The sequence below is a fragment of the Hydrocarboniphaga sp. FW305-C-57 genome, from assembly GCF_058783045.1.
Window position 1 is genome coordinate 45,163 of the sequence record NZ_JBYSYG010000013.1, and the last position, 16,190, is coordinate 61,352.

The following is a 16,190-nucleotide window of genomic DNA, read 5'->3' on the forward strand; positions in this document are numbered from 1 at the left end:
GTTTTCTCTTGAATCCCTCTCCCGCATGCGGGAGAGGGAGACAGACCTCAGCCCTTCTTGGCGTCGAGAATCTGGTAGTACTCCATGAGCACCTTGGCCACTTCCGGGCGCGAGAATTCCGGCGGTGGGGCGATGCCCTGGCCGAGCATCTGGCGCACCTTGGTGCCCGACAGCGCGATGAAGTCTTCCGGCGTGTGATCGGGCGCTTCGCGCATCATCACCACGCGGCCGAGCTTCTTGCTGAAGGCGGTGTTGTCGGCGCGGAAGATCTGGATCTTCAGCGCATCGGCGGGCACGCGCTCGTCGAAGATGGTCTGTGCGTCGAAGGGGCCGTAGAAGTCGCCGACGCCCGCGTGGTCGCGGCCGACGATCAGGTAATCGGCGCCCATGTTCTGGCGGAACACTGCGTGCAGCACGGCCTCGCGCGGGCCGGCGTAGAGCATGTCGAAGCCGTAGCCGGTGATCATCACCGAGTTCTTCGGGAAGTAGTGCTCCACCATCGTGCGGATGCAGGCATCGCGCACGTCGGCCGGGATGTCGCCTTCCTTGAGCTTGCCGAGCAGCATGTGGATCACGATGCCGTCGGCCTGCAGGCGCTCGGCGGCCATGCGGCAAAGCTCCTCGTGCGCGCGGTGCATCGGGTTGCGCGTCTGGAACGCGACGACCTTCTTCCAGCCGCGCGTTTCGATCTCCTTGCGGATCTCGACGGCGGTGCGGAAGGTGTCCGGGAATTCTTCCGGGAAGTAGCTGTAGTTCAGCACCTGGATCGGGCCCGAGACCACGGTCTTGCCGAGCTTCAGGAAGGTCTGCACGCCCGGATGCTTGGCGTCGAGGTTGCCGAAGATTTCCTTGGCGATGAACTGCAGCTCCTCATCGCTGAAGGTTTCGACGGCCTGCACGTCCTGGATCGCGATGATCGGGTTGCCCTCGACGTTCGGATCGCGCAGCGCGAGCTTGCCGGGCTTGATGCCGGCTTCGCTGGTCAGGTTGAGGATCGGCACCGGCCAGAACAGGCCCGAGGTCGTCTTCAGATCCTTGGCGACCGACAGCGCGTCGGCCTTGTTCATGTAGCCCGTGAGCGGGTTGAAGTAGCCGGCGCCGAGCATCACCGCGTTGGCGGCGGCGGCGGAATTGAGCAGCAGGCTCGGCAGGCTTGAAGCTTCGGCGAGCAGTTCTTCGCGCTGCGACTTGTCGGCGACGTAGAGCGGATTAAGCGTGTCGGAGCCGTGGGGCTTGATCGTCATGTGTGAGTCTCGATTCGTTTGATTTGTCATTCCCGCGCAGGCGGGAATCCAGTTCTGGAAGCTCTGCGCAACGGTCGGGGCTGGACTCCCGCCTGCGCGGGAATGACGGCCCTCATGGAGCGTCTTTAGAGGATGCCGCGCTCTTTGAGCAGCTTGAGCAGGATTTCGACTTCCTGCTCCAGGCTCAGCTCGTGGCTCGGCAGCACGAGTTCGGGGTTCTCCGGCGCTTCGTACGGATCGCTGATGCCCGTGAAGTTCTTGATCTCGCCCGCGCGGGCCTTCTTGTAGAGGCCTTTGGGATCGCGCTTCTCGGCTTCGGCGAGCGGCACGTCGACGTAGACCTCGATGAAATCCATGCCGCCGGCCTCGTGCAGCTTGCGCACCACGTCGCGATCGGCCTTGTACGGCGAGACGAAGCTCGACAGCACGATTACGCCCGAATCGACGAACAGCTTGGCGATCTCGCCGATGCGGCGGATGTTCTCGGCGCGGTCTTCGGCCGAGAAGCCGAGGTTCTTGTTGATGCCCAGGCGCACGTTGTCGCCGTCGAGGCGATACGACAGGCGGCCCTGCGCGAACAGCGCCTTTTCGAGCGCGACCGCGACGGTGCTCTTGCCCGAGCCCGACAGGCCGGTGAACCAGATCGTGGCGCCTTTCTGGCCCAGCAGCTTGGCGCGGTCGGCGCGGGTCACTTCGCCCTCGTGCCAGTGCACGTTGGTGGCTTTCTGTTCGGTCATGGGTGTCCTTCGTTGCGCCCGTCGGCGGGCTGTCGTGAATGCGGTGGATCGAAACGCCGGTGATTCTAGGCGCCTCGCTTCCATATTGAAAATGCAATATAACCATGCAAAGCATCACTTTTATTCATGCTTGAATGAACCTGAATCATCTATCGATATTCCAGGCCGTGGCCCTGAGCGGCAGCATCAGCGGAGGAGCCCAGCGCCTGCACATCAGCCAGTCCGCGGTCTCCAAGCAGCTCGGCGAATTCGAGGGCACCTTGGGACTCACGCTGTTCGATCGGCTGCCGCGCGGCGTGCGCGCGACCGAGGCCGGACGCCTGCTGCTCGGCTACGCCAATCGCCTGTTCGCGATCGAGGCCGAGGCCGAGCGCGCGCTCGGCGATCTCAAGCAGCTCGCGCGCGGGCGCATCGCGATCGGGGCGAGCCGCACCATCGGCGCCTACCTGCTGCCGCCGCTGCTCGCCGAATTCCGTCGCCGCCATCCGGATGTCGGGCTTTCGCTGCGTGTCGAGAACACGCAGGCCATCGAAGCCCAGCTCGTCGCGGGCGAGATCGACATCGGTTTCGCCGAAGGCGTGGTCGGCAACGAGCTGGACTACAAGCTGTTCGCGCAGGACGACCTCGTGCTGATCGCGGCACCGACGCATCCGCTCGTGGCGCGCGCTCCGGTTCCGGTTTCCGCGCTCGCGGACCACGCGCTGCTCATGCACGAGGAAGGCTCGGGCACGCGCGCGGTGACCGAAGGCGTGCTGCGCGCGCGCAAGCTCGACATCCGCCCGGCGATGACGCTCGCGAGCAGCGAGGCGCTCAAGCAGACGGTGGCGACCGGCGTCGGCGTGGCGTTCCTGTCCTCGCTGTCGATCCGCACCGAAGTCGCGGCCGGCATCCTGAGCGTGGTGCCGGTGAAAGGCCTGCGTATCCAGCGGCCGCTGTACCGCGTGCAATTGCGCAATGCCTGGCCGAGCCCGGCGCTCGAAGCCTTCACGCAGCTGCTCGAGGAGCACTGAGCCGGTTGGTCGGCGATCCGATACGCGATTCATTCCTCGTTCGCCGGCGCTGGTCATAGTTCGCCGATCCAAAAGACGATCGATGTCTGCAAGGGAGCTTCGATGAAACATCTCGCCTCGCTGAGTCTGATTCCGGCCCTCGTCGCAGTGGGAGCCCTGAGCGCTTGCGGCGGCGGCGCCTCGCTGCCGGTCGAAGCCGGTTACGGCGCCACCCCGACCTTGCCGGAGCCGCAGAAATCGCTGATCCCGGTCGTCGAAATCGCCAAGGCCAAGGGCTGGCCCGCGGACGGCAAGCCGATCGCGGCTCAGGGCACCGCGGTGGCGGCGTTCGCGCAGCAGCTCGACCATCCGCGCTGGCTCTGCGTGCTGCCCGACGGTGGCGTGCTCGTGGCCGAGACCAATGCGCCGCCCAAGCCCGAGGACGAAAAAGGCCTCAAGGCGCGCATCCAGAAAATGGTGATGAAGCGCGCGGGCGCCGGCGTGCCGAGCGCCAATCGCATCACGCTGCTCGTCGATTCCGATGGCGACGGCGTCGCCGATCAGCGCTCGGTCTATCTCGAAAACCTCAACTCGCCGTTCGGCATGGCCGTGGTCGGCGATTCGCTGTACGTCGCCAACACCGACGCGGTGCTGCGCTTTCCGTACGTGGCTGGCGCCAAGAGCATCACCGAGCCGGGCAGGAAGATCGTCGATCTGCCGGCCGGACCGCGCAATCATCACTGGACCAAGAACCTCATCGCGAGTGCGGACGGCAGCAAGCTCTACGTCACCACGGGCTCGAACAGCAACGTCGGCGAGAACGGCATGGACGCCGAGAAAGGCCGCGCCGAAATCTGGGAGGTGGACATCGCGAGCGGCGAATCCCGCGCCTTCGCGACCGGCCTGCGCAATCCGAACGGCCTGGCCTGGGAGCCCACGAGCGGCGAGCTCTGGACCGTCGTCAACGAGCGCGACGAAATCGGCAGCGACCTGGTGCCCGATTACATGACCTCGGTGAAGGACGGCGCCTTCTACGGCTGGCCTTACTTCTATTACGGCGATCACGCCGACGCGCGCATTCCGGTGCCGGACAATGTGCGCCTGAAAGCCGCGACGGTGCCCGATTACGCGCTCGGCCCGCATACGGCTTCGCTGGGTCTTGCGGCGGTGAAAGGCTCGTCGCTGCCGGCTTTCAGCGAAGGCATGTTCATCGGCCAGCACGGCTCTTGGAACCGGCGGCCGCGCAGCGGCTACAAGGTGATCTTCGTTCCGTTCGCGAACGGCAAGCCCAACGGCATGCCGGTCGACGTGCTCGCCGGCTTCGTCAACGCCAAGGGCGAGGCGCAGGGCAGGCCGGTGGGCGTCGCGCTCGACGGCAAGGGCGCGTTGCTGGTGGCCGATGACGTCGGCAACACGATCTGGCGCGTGACCGCGGCGCCTGCGCCGGGCGAGGCACCGGCCGACGAAGCGCAGCCGGCTTCGACGACGGACATGTGATTCGTTCGGCTCTCGTGCGGCCTGAAAGTCGGCAGCGCGAGAGCCGAAGCGCAGCTCAATACTTGTAGAAGCCCTGGCCGCTCTTGCGGCCGTAGCGACCGGCCGCGACCATCTCGCGCAGCAGCGGAGCGGGGCGGTACTTGGTGTCGCCGAAATCGCGGCAGTACACCTCCATGATCGCGAGCAGCGTGTCGAGACCGACGAGGTCGGCGAGCGCGAGCGGGCCGATCGGATGGCCGCAGCCGAGCTTCATGCCGGTGTCGATGTCCTCGGCCGTCGCCACGCCTTCCTGCAGCGTGAAGATCGCCTCGTTGATCATCGGACACAGGATGCGATTGACCGCGAAGCCCGGGCTGTTGCGAACGCCGATCGGCGCCTTGCCGATCGCGCGCGCGAACTCGGCGATGCTGTCCTGGGTTTGCGGCGAGGTCGCCAGCCCGCTGATGACCTCGACGAGCTGCATCAGCGGAACCGGATTGAAGAAGTGCAGGCCGACGAAACGATCCGGGCGCGTGGTGGCGGCCGCGAGCTCGGTGATCGAGATCGACGAGGTGTTGGTCGCCAGGATCGCATCGGCCTTCAGCACGCCATCGGCCTGCTTGAGGATGCGCTTCTTGATCTCGAGGTTTTCGGTCGCCGCTTCGATGACCAGATCGGCCGTTGCGAGCTGGCCGTAATCGGTGGTTCTGCTGATGCGGGCGAGCGTGGCTTCGCGATCGGCCGCGCTGAGCTTGTCCTTCTTGACGAGCTTGTCGAGGCTCGCGCCGATCGTCGCGTATCCGCGTGCGAGCGCCGCGTCGTTGATGTCCACCATGATCACGTTGAGGCCCGCGGCCGCGCTGACCTGCGCGATGCCGTTGCCCATGATGCCGGCGCCGATGACGCCGATGGTCTTGCTCATTGCTTTCCCTTGGTTACTCGTTGTGATGGCGCTGCAGCTTGACTACATGTTGCGGCGATAGCGGCCGCCGACTTCGAACAGTGTCTGGCTGATCTGGCCGAGCGAGCAGACGCGCACCGCGTCCATCAGCACTTCGAACAGGTTGCCGCCGGCCACCGCGACGTCGCGCAGGCGCTGCTGCATCGCGACCGACTGATCGGCGTTGCGCGACTGGAATTCGGCCAGGCGCTTGAGCTGGCTCTGCTTCTCGTCGTCGGTCGAGCGCGCGAGTTCGATTTCCTGCAGCGCATCGTCGCCGTTCGGATTGCGGAAGGTGTTGACGCCGATGATCGGCAGCGAGCCGTCGTGCTTCTTGTGTTCGTAGTAGAGCGACTCTTCCTGGATCTTGCCGCGCTGATAGCCGGTTTCCATCGCGCCGAGGACGCCGCCGCGCGAGGCGATCGCCTCGAATTCCTTGAGCACGGCTTCTTCAACGAGATCGGTCAGCTCGTCGATGATGAAGCTGCCCTGCAGCGAGTTCTCGTTCTTGGCGAGGCCGAACTCGCGGTTGATGATGAGCTGGATCGCCATCGCGCGGCGCACCGATTCCTCGGTCGGCGTGGTGATCGCCTCGTCGTAGGCGTTCGTGTGCAGCGAGTTGCAGTTGTCGTTGATCGCGAGCAGGGCCTGCAAGGTCGTGCGGATGTCGTTGAAGTTCATCTCCTGCGCGTGCAGCGAACGGCCCGAAGTCTGCACGTGATACTTGAGCTTCTGGCTGCGCTCGTTGCCGCCGTACTTGTTCTTCATCGCCACCGCCCAGATGCGGCGCGCGACGCGGCCGATCACCGTGTATTCCGGGTCCATGCCGTTGGAGAAGAAGAACGACAGGTTCGGCGCGAAGCTGTCGATGTGCATGCCGCGCGCGAGGTAGCTTTCCACATAGGTGAAGCCGTTCGCGAGGGTGAAGGCGAGCTGGCTGATCGGGTTCGCGCCGGCTTCGGCGATGTGATAACCCGAGATCGACACCGAGTAGAAGTTCTGGACCTTGTGGTCGACGAAATACTGCTGGATGTCGCCCATCATCTTGAGCGCGAATTCGGTCGAGAAGATGCAGGTGTTCTGGCCCTGGTCTTCCTTGAGGATGTCGGCCTGCACGGTGCCGCGCACGGTCGACAGCGTGCGTGCCTTGATCTGCGCGTGCTCTTCCGCAGTCGGCTCACGCTGGCTCTTGCTCTTGAAGGTCTCGACCTGCTGATCGATCGCCGTGTTCATGAACATGGCGAGCAGCATCGGCGCCGGGCCGTTGATCGTCATCGACACCGAGGTCGTCGGCGCACACAGATCGAAGCCGTCGTAGAGCACCTTCATGTCGTCGAGCGTGGCGATCGAGACGCCCGAGTTGCCGACCTTGCCGTAGATGTCCGGACGCAGATCGGGGTCCTGTCCGTACAGCGTCACCGAGTCGAAAGCCGTCGACAGCCGATGCGCCGGCATGCCCTGCGACACATGCTTGAAGCGGCGGTTGGTGCGGAAGGCGTCGCCTTCGCCCGCGAACATGCGCGTCGGGTCTTCGCCCTCGCGCTTGAACGGGAAGGTGCCGGCCGTGAACGGGAAATAGCCCGGCACGTTCTCGCGCATCAGGAAGCGCAGGATCTCGCCTTCGTCCTCGAAGCGCGGCAGCGCGACCTTGCGGATCTTGGTGCCCGACAACGATTCGGTGGTCTGCCTCGTGCGGATTTCCTTGTCGCGAATCTTCACCACGTCTTCGTCTTGCTGGTAGCGTGCGAAGGTCGCCGGCCAGGCTTCGAGCGCCTGCTTGGCCCAGGTGGTCAGCTCGCCGTTCTTGGCGTCGATGAGCTTGTCGAAACCGGTCGCCTTCTCGCCGCTGGCTTCGAACAGCGCCTTGGCCGTGATCAGTGACTGACGCTCGCGAGCCGCGCGCGACTGGCGCGCGATCTCCTTGTGATAGCCGCGCACGGAATCGGCGATCTCGGCGAGATAGCGCACGCGATCCGGCGGCACGATCGCGCGTCCGGCCGACGAGGATTTCACCGTGACTTTCGGCAGCTTGCCGTCGGCGAGCTTCAGGCCGATGTCCTTGAGCCTGACCGCGATGGCCTGGTACAGCGCCGTCACGCCGTCGTCGTTGAAGCGCGAGGCCATGGTGCCGTAGACCGGCATTTTCTCGGTGCTTTCCATGAAGCGCTCGCGATTGCGCTGGTACTGCTTGCGCACGTCGCGCAGCGCATCGTCCGCGCCCTTGCGGTCGAACTTGTTGATCGCGACGAAATCGGCGAAGTCGAGCATGTCGATCTTCTCGAGCTGCGAAGCCGCGCCGAACTCGGGCGTCATCACGTAGAGGCTCGTATCGACGAACGGCACGATCGCCGCGTCGCCCTGGCCGATGCCCGAGGTCTCGACGATGACGAGATCGAAGCCCGACAGCTTGCAGGCGGCGATGACTTCCGGCAGCGCGGCCGACAACTCGCTGCCGGTGTCGCGCGTCGCAAGCGAGCGCATGAAGACGTTGGAGCGTCCAATGGTTTGGCCCTCGGTCCACGGCTCGATCGCGTTCATGCGGATGCGATCGCCGAGCAGGGCGCCGCCGGTGCGCTTGCGCGAAGGATCGATCGAGATGATCGCGATCTTGAGCGCATCGTCCTGGTCGAGGCGCAGGCGCAGCACGAGCTCGTCGGTCAGCGAGGACTTGCCGGCGCCGCCGGTGCCGGTGATGCCGAGCGAAGGCGTCTTGATGCCGGCCGCGGCATCGCGGATCGCCTGCTTGACGTCGTCGGCATAGGCGCCGTTCTCGATCGCGGTGATCGTGCGCGCGAGCGCGCGGCGATCGCCCGAACGCAGCGCGGTCACGGCGTCCTCGGCCTTCGGCGAGAACGTCGTGAGGTCGTAGTCGCAGCCCTGCATGACGTCGTTGATCATGCCCTGCAGGCCCATGATCGCGCCGTCTTCGGGGGAATACAGGCGCGTGACGCCGTACTCCATGAGCTCCTTGATCTCCTTGTTGACGATCACGCCGCCGCCACCGCCGTAGACCTTGATGTTGTCGCCGCCATTGGCGCGCAGCAGGTCGATCATGTAGCGGAAGTATTCGTTGTGGCCGCCCTGGTAGCTCGTGATGCAGAGGCCTTGCACGTCCTCCTGCAACGCCGCGTTGACGATCTCGCCGACCGAGCGGTTGTGGCCCAGGTGAATCACCTCGGCGCCGGTGCTCTGCAGGATGCGCCGCATGATGTTGACGGTGGCGTCGTGACCGTCGAACAGTGAGGCCGCGGTGACGAAGCGGACCTTGTTCTTGGCCTTGTAGGGAACCGGTTTGGCGTGCATCGAGAGGTCGGTCATGGCGAGTCCATGGCGGGCTGTGAGTGTCAGCCTCGCAGTTTAGGAAGCCGCCGCCCCGCCGCGAATGTCGGAAAGCGCCATCCGTCCTGGCCGATTCGGTCACCTGGATCGCAAGCCGCAACTGTCTGACCCCGCTGGGAATTCAAGCCCAGCCGGTCGGCGTTCGCGGTGTGCCGTCAACTACCCGAAAATGCCTGCCCGGCGGGCATGTCGCATCCGTCGCCTTCAGCGAGGCTTGAGCGCCTCGCCCTCGAAGCTCACGCCGCGCCAGCCCGAGCGCATGAAATTCCGGATGTTCTGGTGATCGCTCGCCTCGGGATGCTGCAGCACGTCTTCGCGGTAGTAGCGACCGAAGCAGGCCAGCGTCTCGGCTTCCGAGAGTCCTTGCAGCCTGGCGAACGCGAAGATCTTGCACGAGCCGGCGTTCTGCCCGGCGGCGTTGTGGAGTTCGCCGTTGCGGAACGCGGTCGGCGCGTAGTCGTAGGCGCCTTCGATGGCGGCGATGGTGTCGGCGAATTCGATCTGGTCGGGCGTCGTGCGCAGGCGCTGGAGGAAGTCGGGCAGGGCCATGTGGGCGTGGGTTGCTGAAAGGGCGCGCAGTATCGGCCAGCCCGGCTGGACCGGCCAGGCCCGCACGCTGCGGCGAGGCGCCGAGCCCGGGTCATGGAACGCGACGGCCTATAATCGCGCCCCGCTTTTTTCTGCTGGCTTTGCCGTGTCCAACGATGCTTCTTCCGCCGTCCCGCGCCCGTCCACTGCGCAGCTGAGCGGCCTGGTGCTCGCGAGCGTCGGCGCGGTGTTCTTCTCGGGCAAAGCCATCGTCGCCAAGCTGCTCTATCAGCACGGCAGCGACGCCGTCACGGTGATCGGCCTGCGCATGCTGCTGTCGGTGCCGTTCTTCATCGCGGTGGCGATCGCCACCTGGCGCAGTGGGCCGAAGATCGGCGCGGGCGATTTCGCGCGCATCGTCGCGCTCGGGCTGCTCGGCTACTGGGCGTCGAGCATGCTCGACTTCATGGGCCTGCAATACATCAGCGCCGGGCTCGAGCGCCTGATCCTGTTCCTGACGCCGAGCTTCGTGCTGCTGCTCGGCGTGATCGCGTTCAAGCGCAAGGTCAGCCGCATGCAATGGGTGTCGCTGCTGTTCGCGTATGCGGGCATCGTGCTGGTGTTCTGGCACGACGTGAACCTCGGCGGCTCGGCGGTGATTCTCGGTTCCGGCCTGGTGATGGCGAGCGCGCTCTGTTACGCGCTGTATCTGCTGCTGTCGGGTGAAGTGGTGCGCCGGGTCGGGCCGATGCGCCTGGTCGCGCTGGTGATGCCGGTGTCCTGCGTGGCCTGCCTGATCCAGTACGCGCTGCTGCGCCCATGGCCGACGCTGTTCATGCAATCGGCTCCGGTCTGGGGGCTGTCGTTCATCAACGCCACCGCCTGCACGGTGCTGCCGGTGTTCATGACCATGAGCGCGGTCGCCCGCGTCGGGCCGGGCACGGCGGCCCAGGCCGGCATGATCGGGCCGGTGTCGACCGTGTTCCTGGGTTTCTGGCTGCTCGGCGAACCGATCGGCGTTCTGCAGATGGCCGGGACGGCGCTCGTTCTGACCGGAATCTGGCTGTTGTCCAGACAAAAAGCGCCCGCTGGTCATCAAAAGGCTCTTGGGTCGCCCGGCGACGCTCGGTAGACTGATTCCGCATTCAGCTGGCCTCTTCTCATGCAAGCTCCTGAAACCCCCAAGAACGAACGCGAGCGACTGGCTTCGCTCGTGAACATGAAGATTCTGGACACGCCGATCGAAGACCGTTTCGATCGCGTGACGCGCCTGGCTCGGCGATCATTCGGAGTGCCGATTTCGGCGATCTCGCTGATCGATGACGACCGCCAGTGGTTCAAGTCGATCCAGGGCCTGGACGCGCAGGAGACCTCGCGCGAGGTCTCGTTCTGCGGCCACGCGATTCTCGGTGACGGCCTGTTCGTGGTCCCCGACTCGCACGCGGACGAGCGCTTTCGCGACAACCCGCTGGTCGCGGGCGACCCGAACATCCGCTTCTACGCGGGCTGTCCGGTGCGCAATCCGAATGGCCACAAGGTCGGCACGCTCTGCCTGATCGACAACAAGCCGCGCGGGTTCGATGCCGACGACGAGGCCGCGCTGCGCGATCTCGCGCGCATGGTCGAGGACGAATTCCGCCTGTCCTTCGCCGCGCGCTCGCAGGACGAACTCATCGCCGAACTCGATCGCGCCCGGCTCGCGGCCTCGGTCGATCCGCTCACGCGCATCTGGAACCGCGGGGCGATCATGGAGATCCTCAAGCGCGAGCTCGCCAAGGGCGCGCGCGGCGGCGTCGGCGTGGGCTTGCTGATGATCGACTTCGATCACTTCAAGAAGATCAACGACGGCTACGGCCATCTGGCCGGAGACGCGGTGCTGCGCGAGGGCGTGGCGCGCATGCTCGGCATCGTGCGTACGGTCGATGCGGTCGGCCGCTACGGCGGCGAGGAATTCATGGCGGTGCTGGCCGATTGCCACGAGAGCGATGTCGAGCTCGTCGGCGAGCGCCTGCGCGCCGCGATCGAACACAATCCGATGACGGGCTCCGGCAAGCTGCTCACGGTCAGCGTGAGCGTCGGTGGCGCGTGGTGCCCCGGCAGCATGCTCGTGGAGCCCGACAGGCTCATCGCGCTGGCCGACGCGGCGGTCTACGAGGCTAAGGCCAAGGGTCGCAACCGCGTCGAGATGAGCCGCCCCATCGACTGAAAGACCCTCATCCCTCTCCGGGCGGGAGGGGGATGAGAGCGCCGGGCGATCTGCTCAGCCGACGAGCTTCCAGATCATCCAGGCCATCAGCAGCACCTGCACGAAGTAGAAGGTGGCGCGCAGCAGCACCTGGATGAAGCTCGTGCCGGTCAGGTGAACCAGACTCTGGCCGATGCGCGCGTAGAGCACGTAGGCGGCGAGCGGGTCGACCGCGTCGGCGCGGTTCATCAGCATGGCCATGGCGACGATGGCCGCGAACACCGGCAGGTTTTCGAGCGCGTTCAGATGCGCGTGCTGGGCGCGCACGAGAATGGCCGGATCGGCGTTCGGCTTGCCGCGGGTCCACGAGTCCGCGGGCTTCTTGAACAGCAGCACCGGCGGCACGCGCGGCAACGCGTAGATCATGGCGAGCAGCAGCGTCCAAGCGGCGAACAGCAGTACGGCGACCATTGCAGTCATGGTGTTTCTCCCCTTCGTGGCGAATCGTTGTTGGAAAAATTGTTTCGAGCGGGAACGAGCCCCGGCCGAGCATAGCGCCGTGTCGGGCTGTGGCGGACTTGCGGCAGCGCCAATGGTCGTGGACGATTACGGCCTCCCCAGTCATTTTCTTGTCCGCCATGAGTCTGTCACTGCGCGACCAGCTGTTCGCTGCCGGCCTGATCAACGAAAAGCAGGCCAAGCAGGCCAGCAAGCACCAGGGCCAGCAGCGCCGCGAACGGGCCAAGAATCCGGCCGCCGCGGCGGCCGAGCAGCAGCGCATCGCCGCGCACCAGGCCGCCGAGGCCGCCAAGGCGGCGCGCGATGCGGAGCTCAACCGCGTCGCCCAGGAGAAGCTCAAGCAGAAGGAGATGCGCGCCCAGATCAAGCAGCTGGTCGAGCAGAACCGGCTGCCGATGCCCGAGGGCGAGGACTACTACAACTTCATCGACGGCAAGAAGATCCGCCGCATTCCGGTCAACCCGACGCTGCGTGCGCGCTTCGGCAAGGGCGAGATCGCGATCGTGCGGGCCGATGGCCGCTATCACATCGTGCCGGCCGCGATCGCCGAGCGCGTCCGCGAGCGCGACCCGCATTCGGTCGTCGCCCGGCCGGACGCCAGCGAAGCCAAGCCGGTCGACGAGAACGATCCGTACAAGGATTTCGTGGTACCCGACGACCTCATGTGGTGAGGCGCCCGGGCGGACCTGACGCTGCCCCTCATGGCGTGATAATTGCTGCGGCGTGATCGCCCACCGACGGGAGATCACTGATGCGATCACGCATCCGTAGCCGCCGGTCGCGGCTCATCATCGGACTATCACTTTCCGGACTGCTGCTGGCGTCGTCGCCGACGGCGGCGTTCGCTCAGACCCCGCAGGGGCAGGTCCGCAACAACGTCAACCCGAACCGGGTCATCTATACCGAGACGCGCGGCCAGACGATCTACCTCGATCGCTGCGCGCTGTGCCACCAGCCCGACGGCAAGGGCAAGACCGACGGCAGCAACGGCTTTCCGCCGCTGACCGGGCTCTCCGAATGGATGACGCTGCGCGAAGGTCAGCTCTACGTCGCCCACGCGATCATCTACGGTCCGTACTGGGGCGACGTGCTCGTCGGCGACCAGTACTACTTCGGCATGATGCCGCGCTTCGGCCCGCGCTTCACCAACGAGCAGATCGTCGCCGTGATCCGCTACGTCGCCGAGGAGCTCAACGAGCCGCTGCCGGGCTATACGCCGATCACCGTGCAGCTCGTCGAGGAGGCGCGTCGCCTGCCGGACAACATGGAAGCCGTGCGCGAGGAGCGCTCGATGCTGCCGCTGCGCTGAGCGCGCGCGGCATTCAGAGGGCGTTCAAGCGGGCCGACGGAGCGTAGCGGCGACCTTCGCAGGCGCCGATCCCGGCGCTCGCCGCGACTCTGGAGGACTGCATGCGTAAAACTTCTACGGCGCTGGCCGGCATGGCCTTGCTCGCCGCTCTGGCGGCCTGTTCGGGAAGCGGGTCCGGGGACGAAGCGGACGACGGTCCCGGCACCGTACCGGCCGGCCTGACCAAGACCTCGGTCGCCCGCTTTGACGAGCCCTGGGCGATGAGCTTCCTGCCCGACGGCCGCCTGCTCGTGACCGAGCGCGGCGGAACCCTGCGCCTGGTCACGCAGGACGGCACCAGCTCGCGTGCGGTGACGGGCGTGCCCGAGGTCGCCTACGGCGGCCAGGGCGGGCTCGGCGACGTCGTACTGCATCCGCGCTTCGCCGAGAACGGCTTGATCTATCTGAGCTATGCGGAGGCTGGCGACAGCGGTACGCGCGGGGGTGCCCTGGCGCGGGCCAGGCTGGATCTCGCCGCCGACGGCGGGGCCGCGCTGCGCGAACTCAGCGTGATCTGGCGGCAGGCGCCCAAGGTCAGGGGCACCGGGCATTACAGCTACCGCATCGCGTTCGCGCCGAACGGCGATCTGTACCTGACCTCGGGCGAACGCCAGCTCGGCAGCCCGGCCCAGGACCTCGCGCAGAACCTCGGCAAGGTGCTGCGGCTCAAGGACGATGGCGCGGCGGCGGACGGCAATCCGTTCGCCGACCAGGGTCCGGTCGCGGCGCAGGTCTGGAGCTACGGTCACCGCAACCTGCTCGGCATCGCCTTCGATGCCGACGGCCGCCTGTGGACGCACGAGATGGGGCCGCAGGGCGGCGACGAACTGAACCTCATCGAGCGCGGTAGCAATTACGGCTGGCCGATCGTCTCCAACGGCAGCAACTACGACGGCTCCGACATTCCCGATCACGACACGCGCCCCGACTTCAATGCGCCCGAAGTGAGCTGGAACCCGGTCATCGCCCCGGCCGGCTTCATCATCTACAGCGGTTCGATGTTCCCGTCCTGGCGCGGCGACGGTTTCATCGGCGGCCTGGTGTCGCACGGGCTCGTGCGCATCGAGTTCGATGGAGACAGCGCCCGCGAGGCCGAGCGCATCGATTTCGGCGAGCGCATCCGCGAGGTCGAGCAGGGCCCGGATGGGGCGATCTGGGTGCTCGAGGACGGTGATTCGGCCCAGCTGTTCAAGCTCACGCCGGCAGCCTAAACCCGCCGCATTCTAAATATTGAAAGGACAATCAATCGCTTATGCGCTAATGGACAGGTGTGTCCAATTCAGAAGGGATTCAAGCGAGGTGGGCCACCGTGGAATCGGAGCGAGCAGTCCTGCCCCGATCGGGGCCCAGAAACAAGAAGGAGAAGGACATGGAATTCGGTCAGAAAACCTACGGCCCGACCTCGCAGAGCGCCGGTTTGGTGCCAGGCTCAGTCCCGTCCGGCGGACTCGACATGGGTCAGGAGTCGTCGAAAGTGAAGATGGGCATCCTCGGCGGCATCGTCGCCATCTTCGGCATCGGTGCGGCCGTGGCCCTGAATGGCGGAGACGAGAAAGTCGCCGCCCAGCAGCAGGCCAAGGCCGAGCGAGAGCAGATGATGACGCCGACCGAGATGGCGGCGCCCGCCGGAGCTCCAGGTAGCGAAATGGCGATTGCGCCGGGCGCGGCTCCGAACGTGGAGGCTGCCGGCGTCGCGGGTGCCGATACGGCAGCCTCCAGCGTCGATCCGAATGCCGTCGCGATGGCCCCGGCTTCGGCGATCGACCCGGCTGCAACTCCGGCAGACTCGGCCCCTAGCGCGATGACGTCCACTGCCACGGTCACGCCGTCGGCTCCGGAGCCGGCTGCCTCCTCGGCGCCCACCGCGCAGGTCGCCTCTGCTGCCGAGCCGGCCTCGAAGGCTCAGCAGGCGAACCCGGCGACCGGCCCCGAAATCGCCATGGCCGCGCCCGCGCAGGCCGCCGCGGCCGAGGTTCCGATGCAGAAGGCCGAATCCGAGCCGGTGACGAATGGTGAGCAGCTCGCTTCGTCGGGCGCCGTCGCCCAGCCGCAGGCTCCGGTGGTTCGCAAGCCGCAGGCCGTCGACGCGCTCGATGCCTGGTGGCAGAAGAACAACGCCAGCACGAGTGGCTTCGGCGTGCAGTTCGTCGGCCAGGCGGCCGACCAGCCGAGCCTGGTGATCCGCCTTTCGGAGCTGGCCGATCCGAACGTCGCGGCGCGGCACATCAAGGTCAAGGCCGCCGACGGCACCGAGGTGGCGACCCACTGGCAGAAGGGCGCCAACGACTATGTGCTCGTGAACCCGAACCTGGCGCCGGGCCGATACACGGTCAGCATCGATCCGGGCCTGACCAGCAGCACCGGTTCGACGCTCGGCACGCCGCTCAGCGGGCCGATCTATATCCAGTAAGGCTTAGCCAGCGAGCAGTGACGGACCCGATGACTTCCGGTCATCGGGTCTTTTTGTTTGGAGGGCTCGATCGATTGTTCTGCCAGTGAGACAGACTATCGTGATGTAGGCGTCTTATCGCGGTTTTGTCCTGAGTTTACCTTGATCGCCAGTTTCCGTCCTCAGCGACGGACTGCAATCAAGGTGATCGTCATGACCCGCACTCCATTCCACGCCTCCCAGCTCAGGTTCGCCGCCACATTCGCCACGGCGCTATTGCTGAGTGCCTGTGCGAGCACCGGACGCCCGGTCGCGGCCTTGCCGGACCAAGCACTGTCCGCTCCGACCACCCGCGAGACCGTCTGCCGCATCTGGGGCAATGCCGACGATGCGTCCTACTGCGCCCCGCTCACGGCCCGGACCGAGGTATCGAGCCGCAACTGATCGGCAGCGCAAGCCCTCGATTTTTCGGTCTCACCACCGGCGGGCGCTCGCG

Annotated in this window: 15 protein-coding genes; 9 read left to right on the forward strand and 6 right to left on the reverse strand. The window is 66.1% G+C overall.

Annotation, left to right across the window (positions count from 1 at the left end; all coding sequences use genetic code 11):
* Positions 1-47: 47 nt before the first annotated feature.
* On the reverse strand, positions 48-1,244 hold the full coding sequence (gene sat, locus AC3WUM_RS21040) for a sulfate adenylyltransferase (protein ID WP_492412817.1): 1,197 nt from the start codon (positions 1,242-1,244) through the stop codon (positions 48-50).
* A gap of 125 nt (positions 1,245-1,369) precedes the next feature.
* The gene (cysC, locus tag AC3WUM_RS21045; RefSeq protein WP_341918583.1) at positions 1,370-1,981 is read right to left on the reverse strand and encodes an adenylyl-sulfate kinase; all 612 of its coding nucleotides are present in this window, start codon (positions 1,979-1,981) and stop codon (positions 1,370-1,372) included.
* Between the two features lie 134 nt (positions 1,982-2,115).
* Here cysC and AC3WUM_RS21050 point away from each other — a divergent pair, with 134 nt between their 5' ends.
* Positions 2,116-2,991 carry a LysR family transcriptional regulator gene (locus AC3WUM_RS21050; protein WP_492412818.1) on the forward strand — a complete coding sequence of 292 codons (876 nt, stop codon included), beginning with the start codon at positions 2,116-2,118 and terminating at the stop codon, positions 2,989-2,991.
* Between the two features lie 102 nt (positions 2,992-3,093).
* Positions 3,094-4,467, forward strand: a complete 1,374-nt coding sequence (locus AC3WUM_RS21055) for a PQQ-dependent sugar dehydrogenase (RefSeq protein WP_492412819.1) — start codon at positions 3,094-3,096, stop codon at positions 4,465-4,467.
* A gap of 55 nt (positions 4,468-4,522) precedes the next feature.
* Here AC3WUM_RS21055 and AC3WUM_RS21060 read toward each other — a convergent pair whose 3' ends face one another.
* The 3 genes from AC3WUM_RS21060 to AC3WUM_RS21070 all read right to left on the reverse strand — a co-directional run bounded on the left by AC3WUM_RS21060 (position 4,523) and on the right by AC3WUM_RS21070 (position 9,274).
* Positions 4,523-5,368, reverse strand: coding sequence for a 3-hydroxybutyryl-CoA dehydrogenase (locus AC3WUM_RS21060; protein WP_492412821.1), 846 nt, complete (start codon positions 5,366-5,368; stop codon positions 4,523-4,525).
* 42 nt (positions 5,369-5,410) lie between these two features.
* The gene (icmF, locus tag AC3WUM_RS21065) at positions 5,411-8,704 is read right to left on the reverse strand and encodes a fused isobutyryl-CoA mutase/GTPase IcmF (protein WP_492412822.1); all 3,294 of its coding nucleotides are present in this window, start codon (positions 8,702-8,704) and stop codon (positions 5,411-5,413) included.
* Between the two features lie 225 nt (positions 8,705-8,929).
* Entirely contained in the window at positions 8,930-9,274 is a 345-nt protein-coding gene (locus AC3WUM_RS21070) for a HopJ type III effector protein (RefSeq protein ID WP_492412823.1), read from the reverse strand.
* A gap of 145 nt (positions 9,275-9,419) precedes the next feature.
* Here AC3WUM_RS21070 and AC3WUM_RS21075 point away from each other — a divergent pair, with 145 nt between their 5' ends.
* A complete protein-coding gene (locus AC3WUM_RS21075) occupies positions 9,420-10,385 on the forward strand; it encodes a DMT family transporter (protein WP_492412825.1) in 966 nt (321 codons plus the stop codon).
* Positions 10,386-10,415: 30 nt separating this feature from the next.
* Positions 10,416-11,459 carry a sensor domain-containing diguanylate cyclase gene (locus AC3WUM_RS21080; RefSeq protein WP_492412826.1) on the forward strand — a complete coding sequence of 348 codons (1,044 nt, stop codon included), beginning with the start codon at positions 10,416-10,418 and terminating at the stop codon, positions 11,457-11,459.
* 54 nt (positions 11,460-11,513) lie between these two features.
* On the opposite strand, the gene AC3WUM_RS21085 is transcribed toward AC3WUM_RS21080, so the two are convergent.
* A complete protein-coding gene (locus AC3WUM_RS21085; RefSeq protein WP_492412828.1) occupies positions 11,514-11,918 on the reverse strand; it encodes an MAPEG family protein in 405 nt (134 codons plus the stop codon).
* 158 nt (positions 11,919-12,076) lie between these two features.
* Here AC3WUM_RS21085 and AC3WUM_RS21090 point away from each other — a divergent pair, with 158 nt between their 5' ends.
* From AC3WUM_RS21090 to AC3WUM_RS21110, 5 genes are all read left to right on the forward strand, one after another.
* Positions 12,077-12,628 (forward strand): DUF2058 domain-containing protein, encoded by a 552-nt coding sequence (locus AC3WUM_RS21090; protein ID WP_492412830.1) that lies wholly within the window; start codon positions 12,077-12,079, stop codon positions 12,626-12,628.
* Positions 12,629-12,708: 80 nt separating this feature from the next.
* Complete coding sequence (locus tag AC3WUM_RS21095; RefSeq protein WP_492412831.1) at positions 12,709-13,266, forward strand: c-type cytochrome; 558 nt, start codon at positions 12,709-12,711, stop codon at positions 13,264-13,266.
* A 101-nt stretch (positions 13,267-13,367) separates the two neighbouring features.
* The gene (locus tag AC3WUM_RS21100; RefSeq protein WP_492412833.1) at positions 13,368-14,516 is read left to right on the forward strand and encodes a PQQ-dependent sugar dehydrogenase; all 1,149 of its coding nucleotides are present in this window, start codon (positions 13,368-13,370) and stop codon (positions 14,514-14,516) included.
* Between the two features lie 158 nt (positions 14,517-14,674).
* Positions 14,675-15,715: a hypothetical protein gene (locus AC3WUM_RS21105; protein WP_492412835.1), complete on the forward strand. Its 1,041-nt coding sequence runs from the start codon at positions 14,675-14,677 to the stop codon at positions 15,713-15,715.
* Positions 15,716-15,907: 192 nt separating this feature from the next.
* Positions 15,908-16,138: a hypothetical protein gene (locus tag AC3WUM_RS21110; RefSeq protein ID WP_492412836.1), complete on the forward strand. Its 231-nt coding sequence runs from the start codon at positions 15,908-15,910 to the stop codon at positions 16,136-16,138.
* Positions 16,139-16,190: the final 52 nt, after the last annotated feature.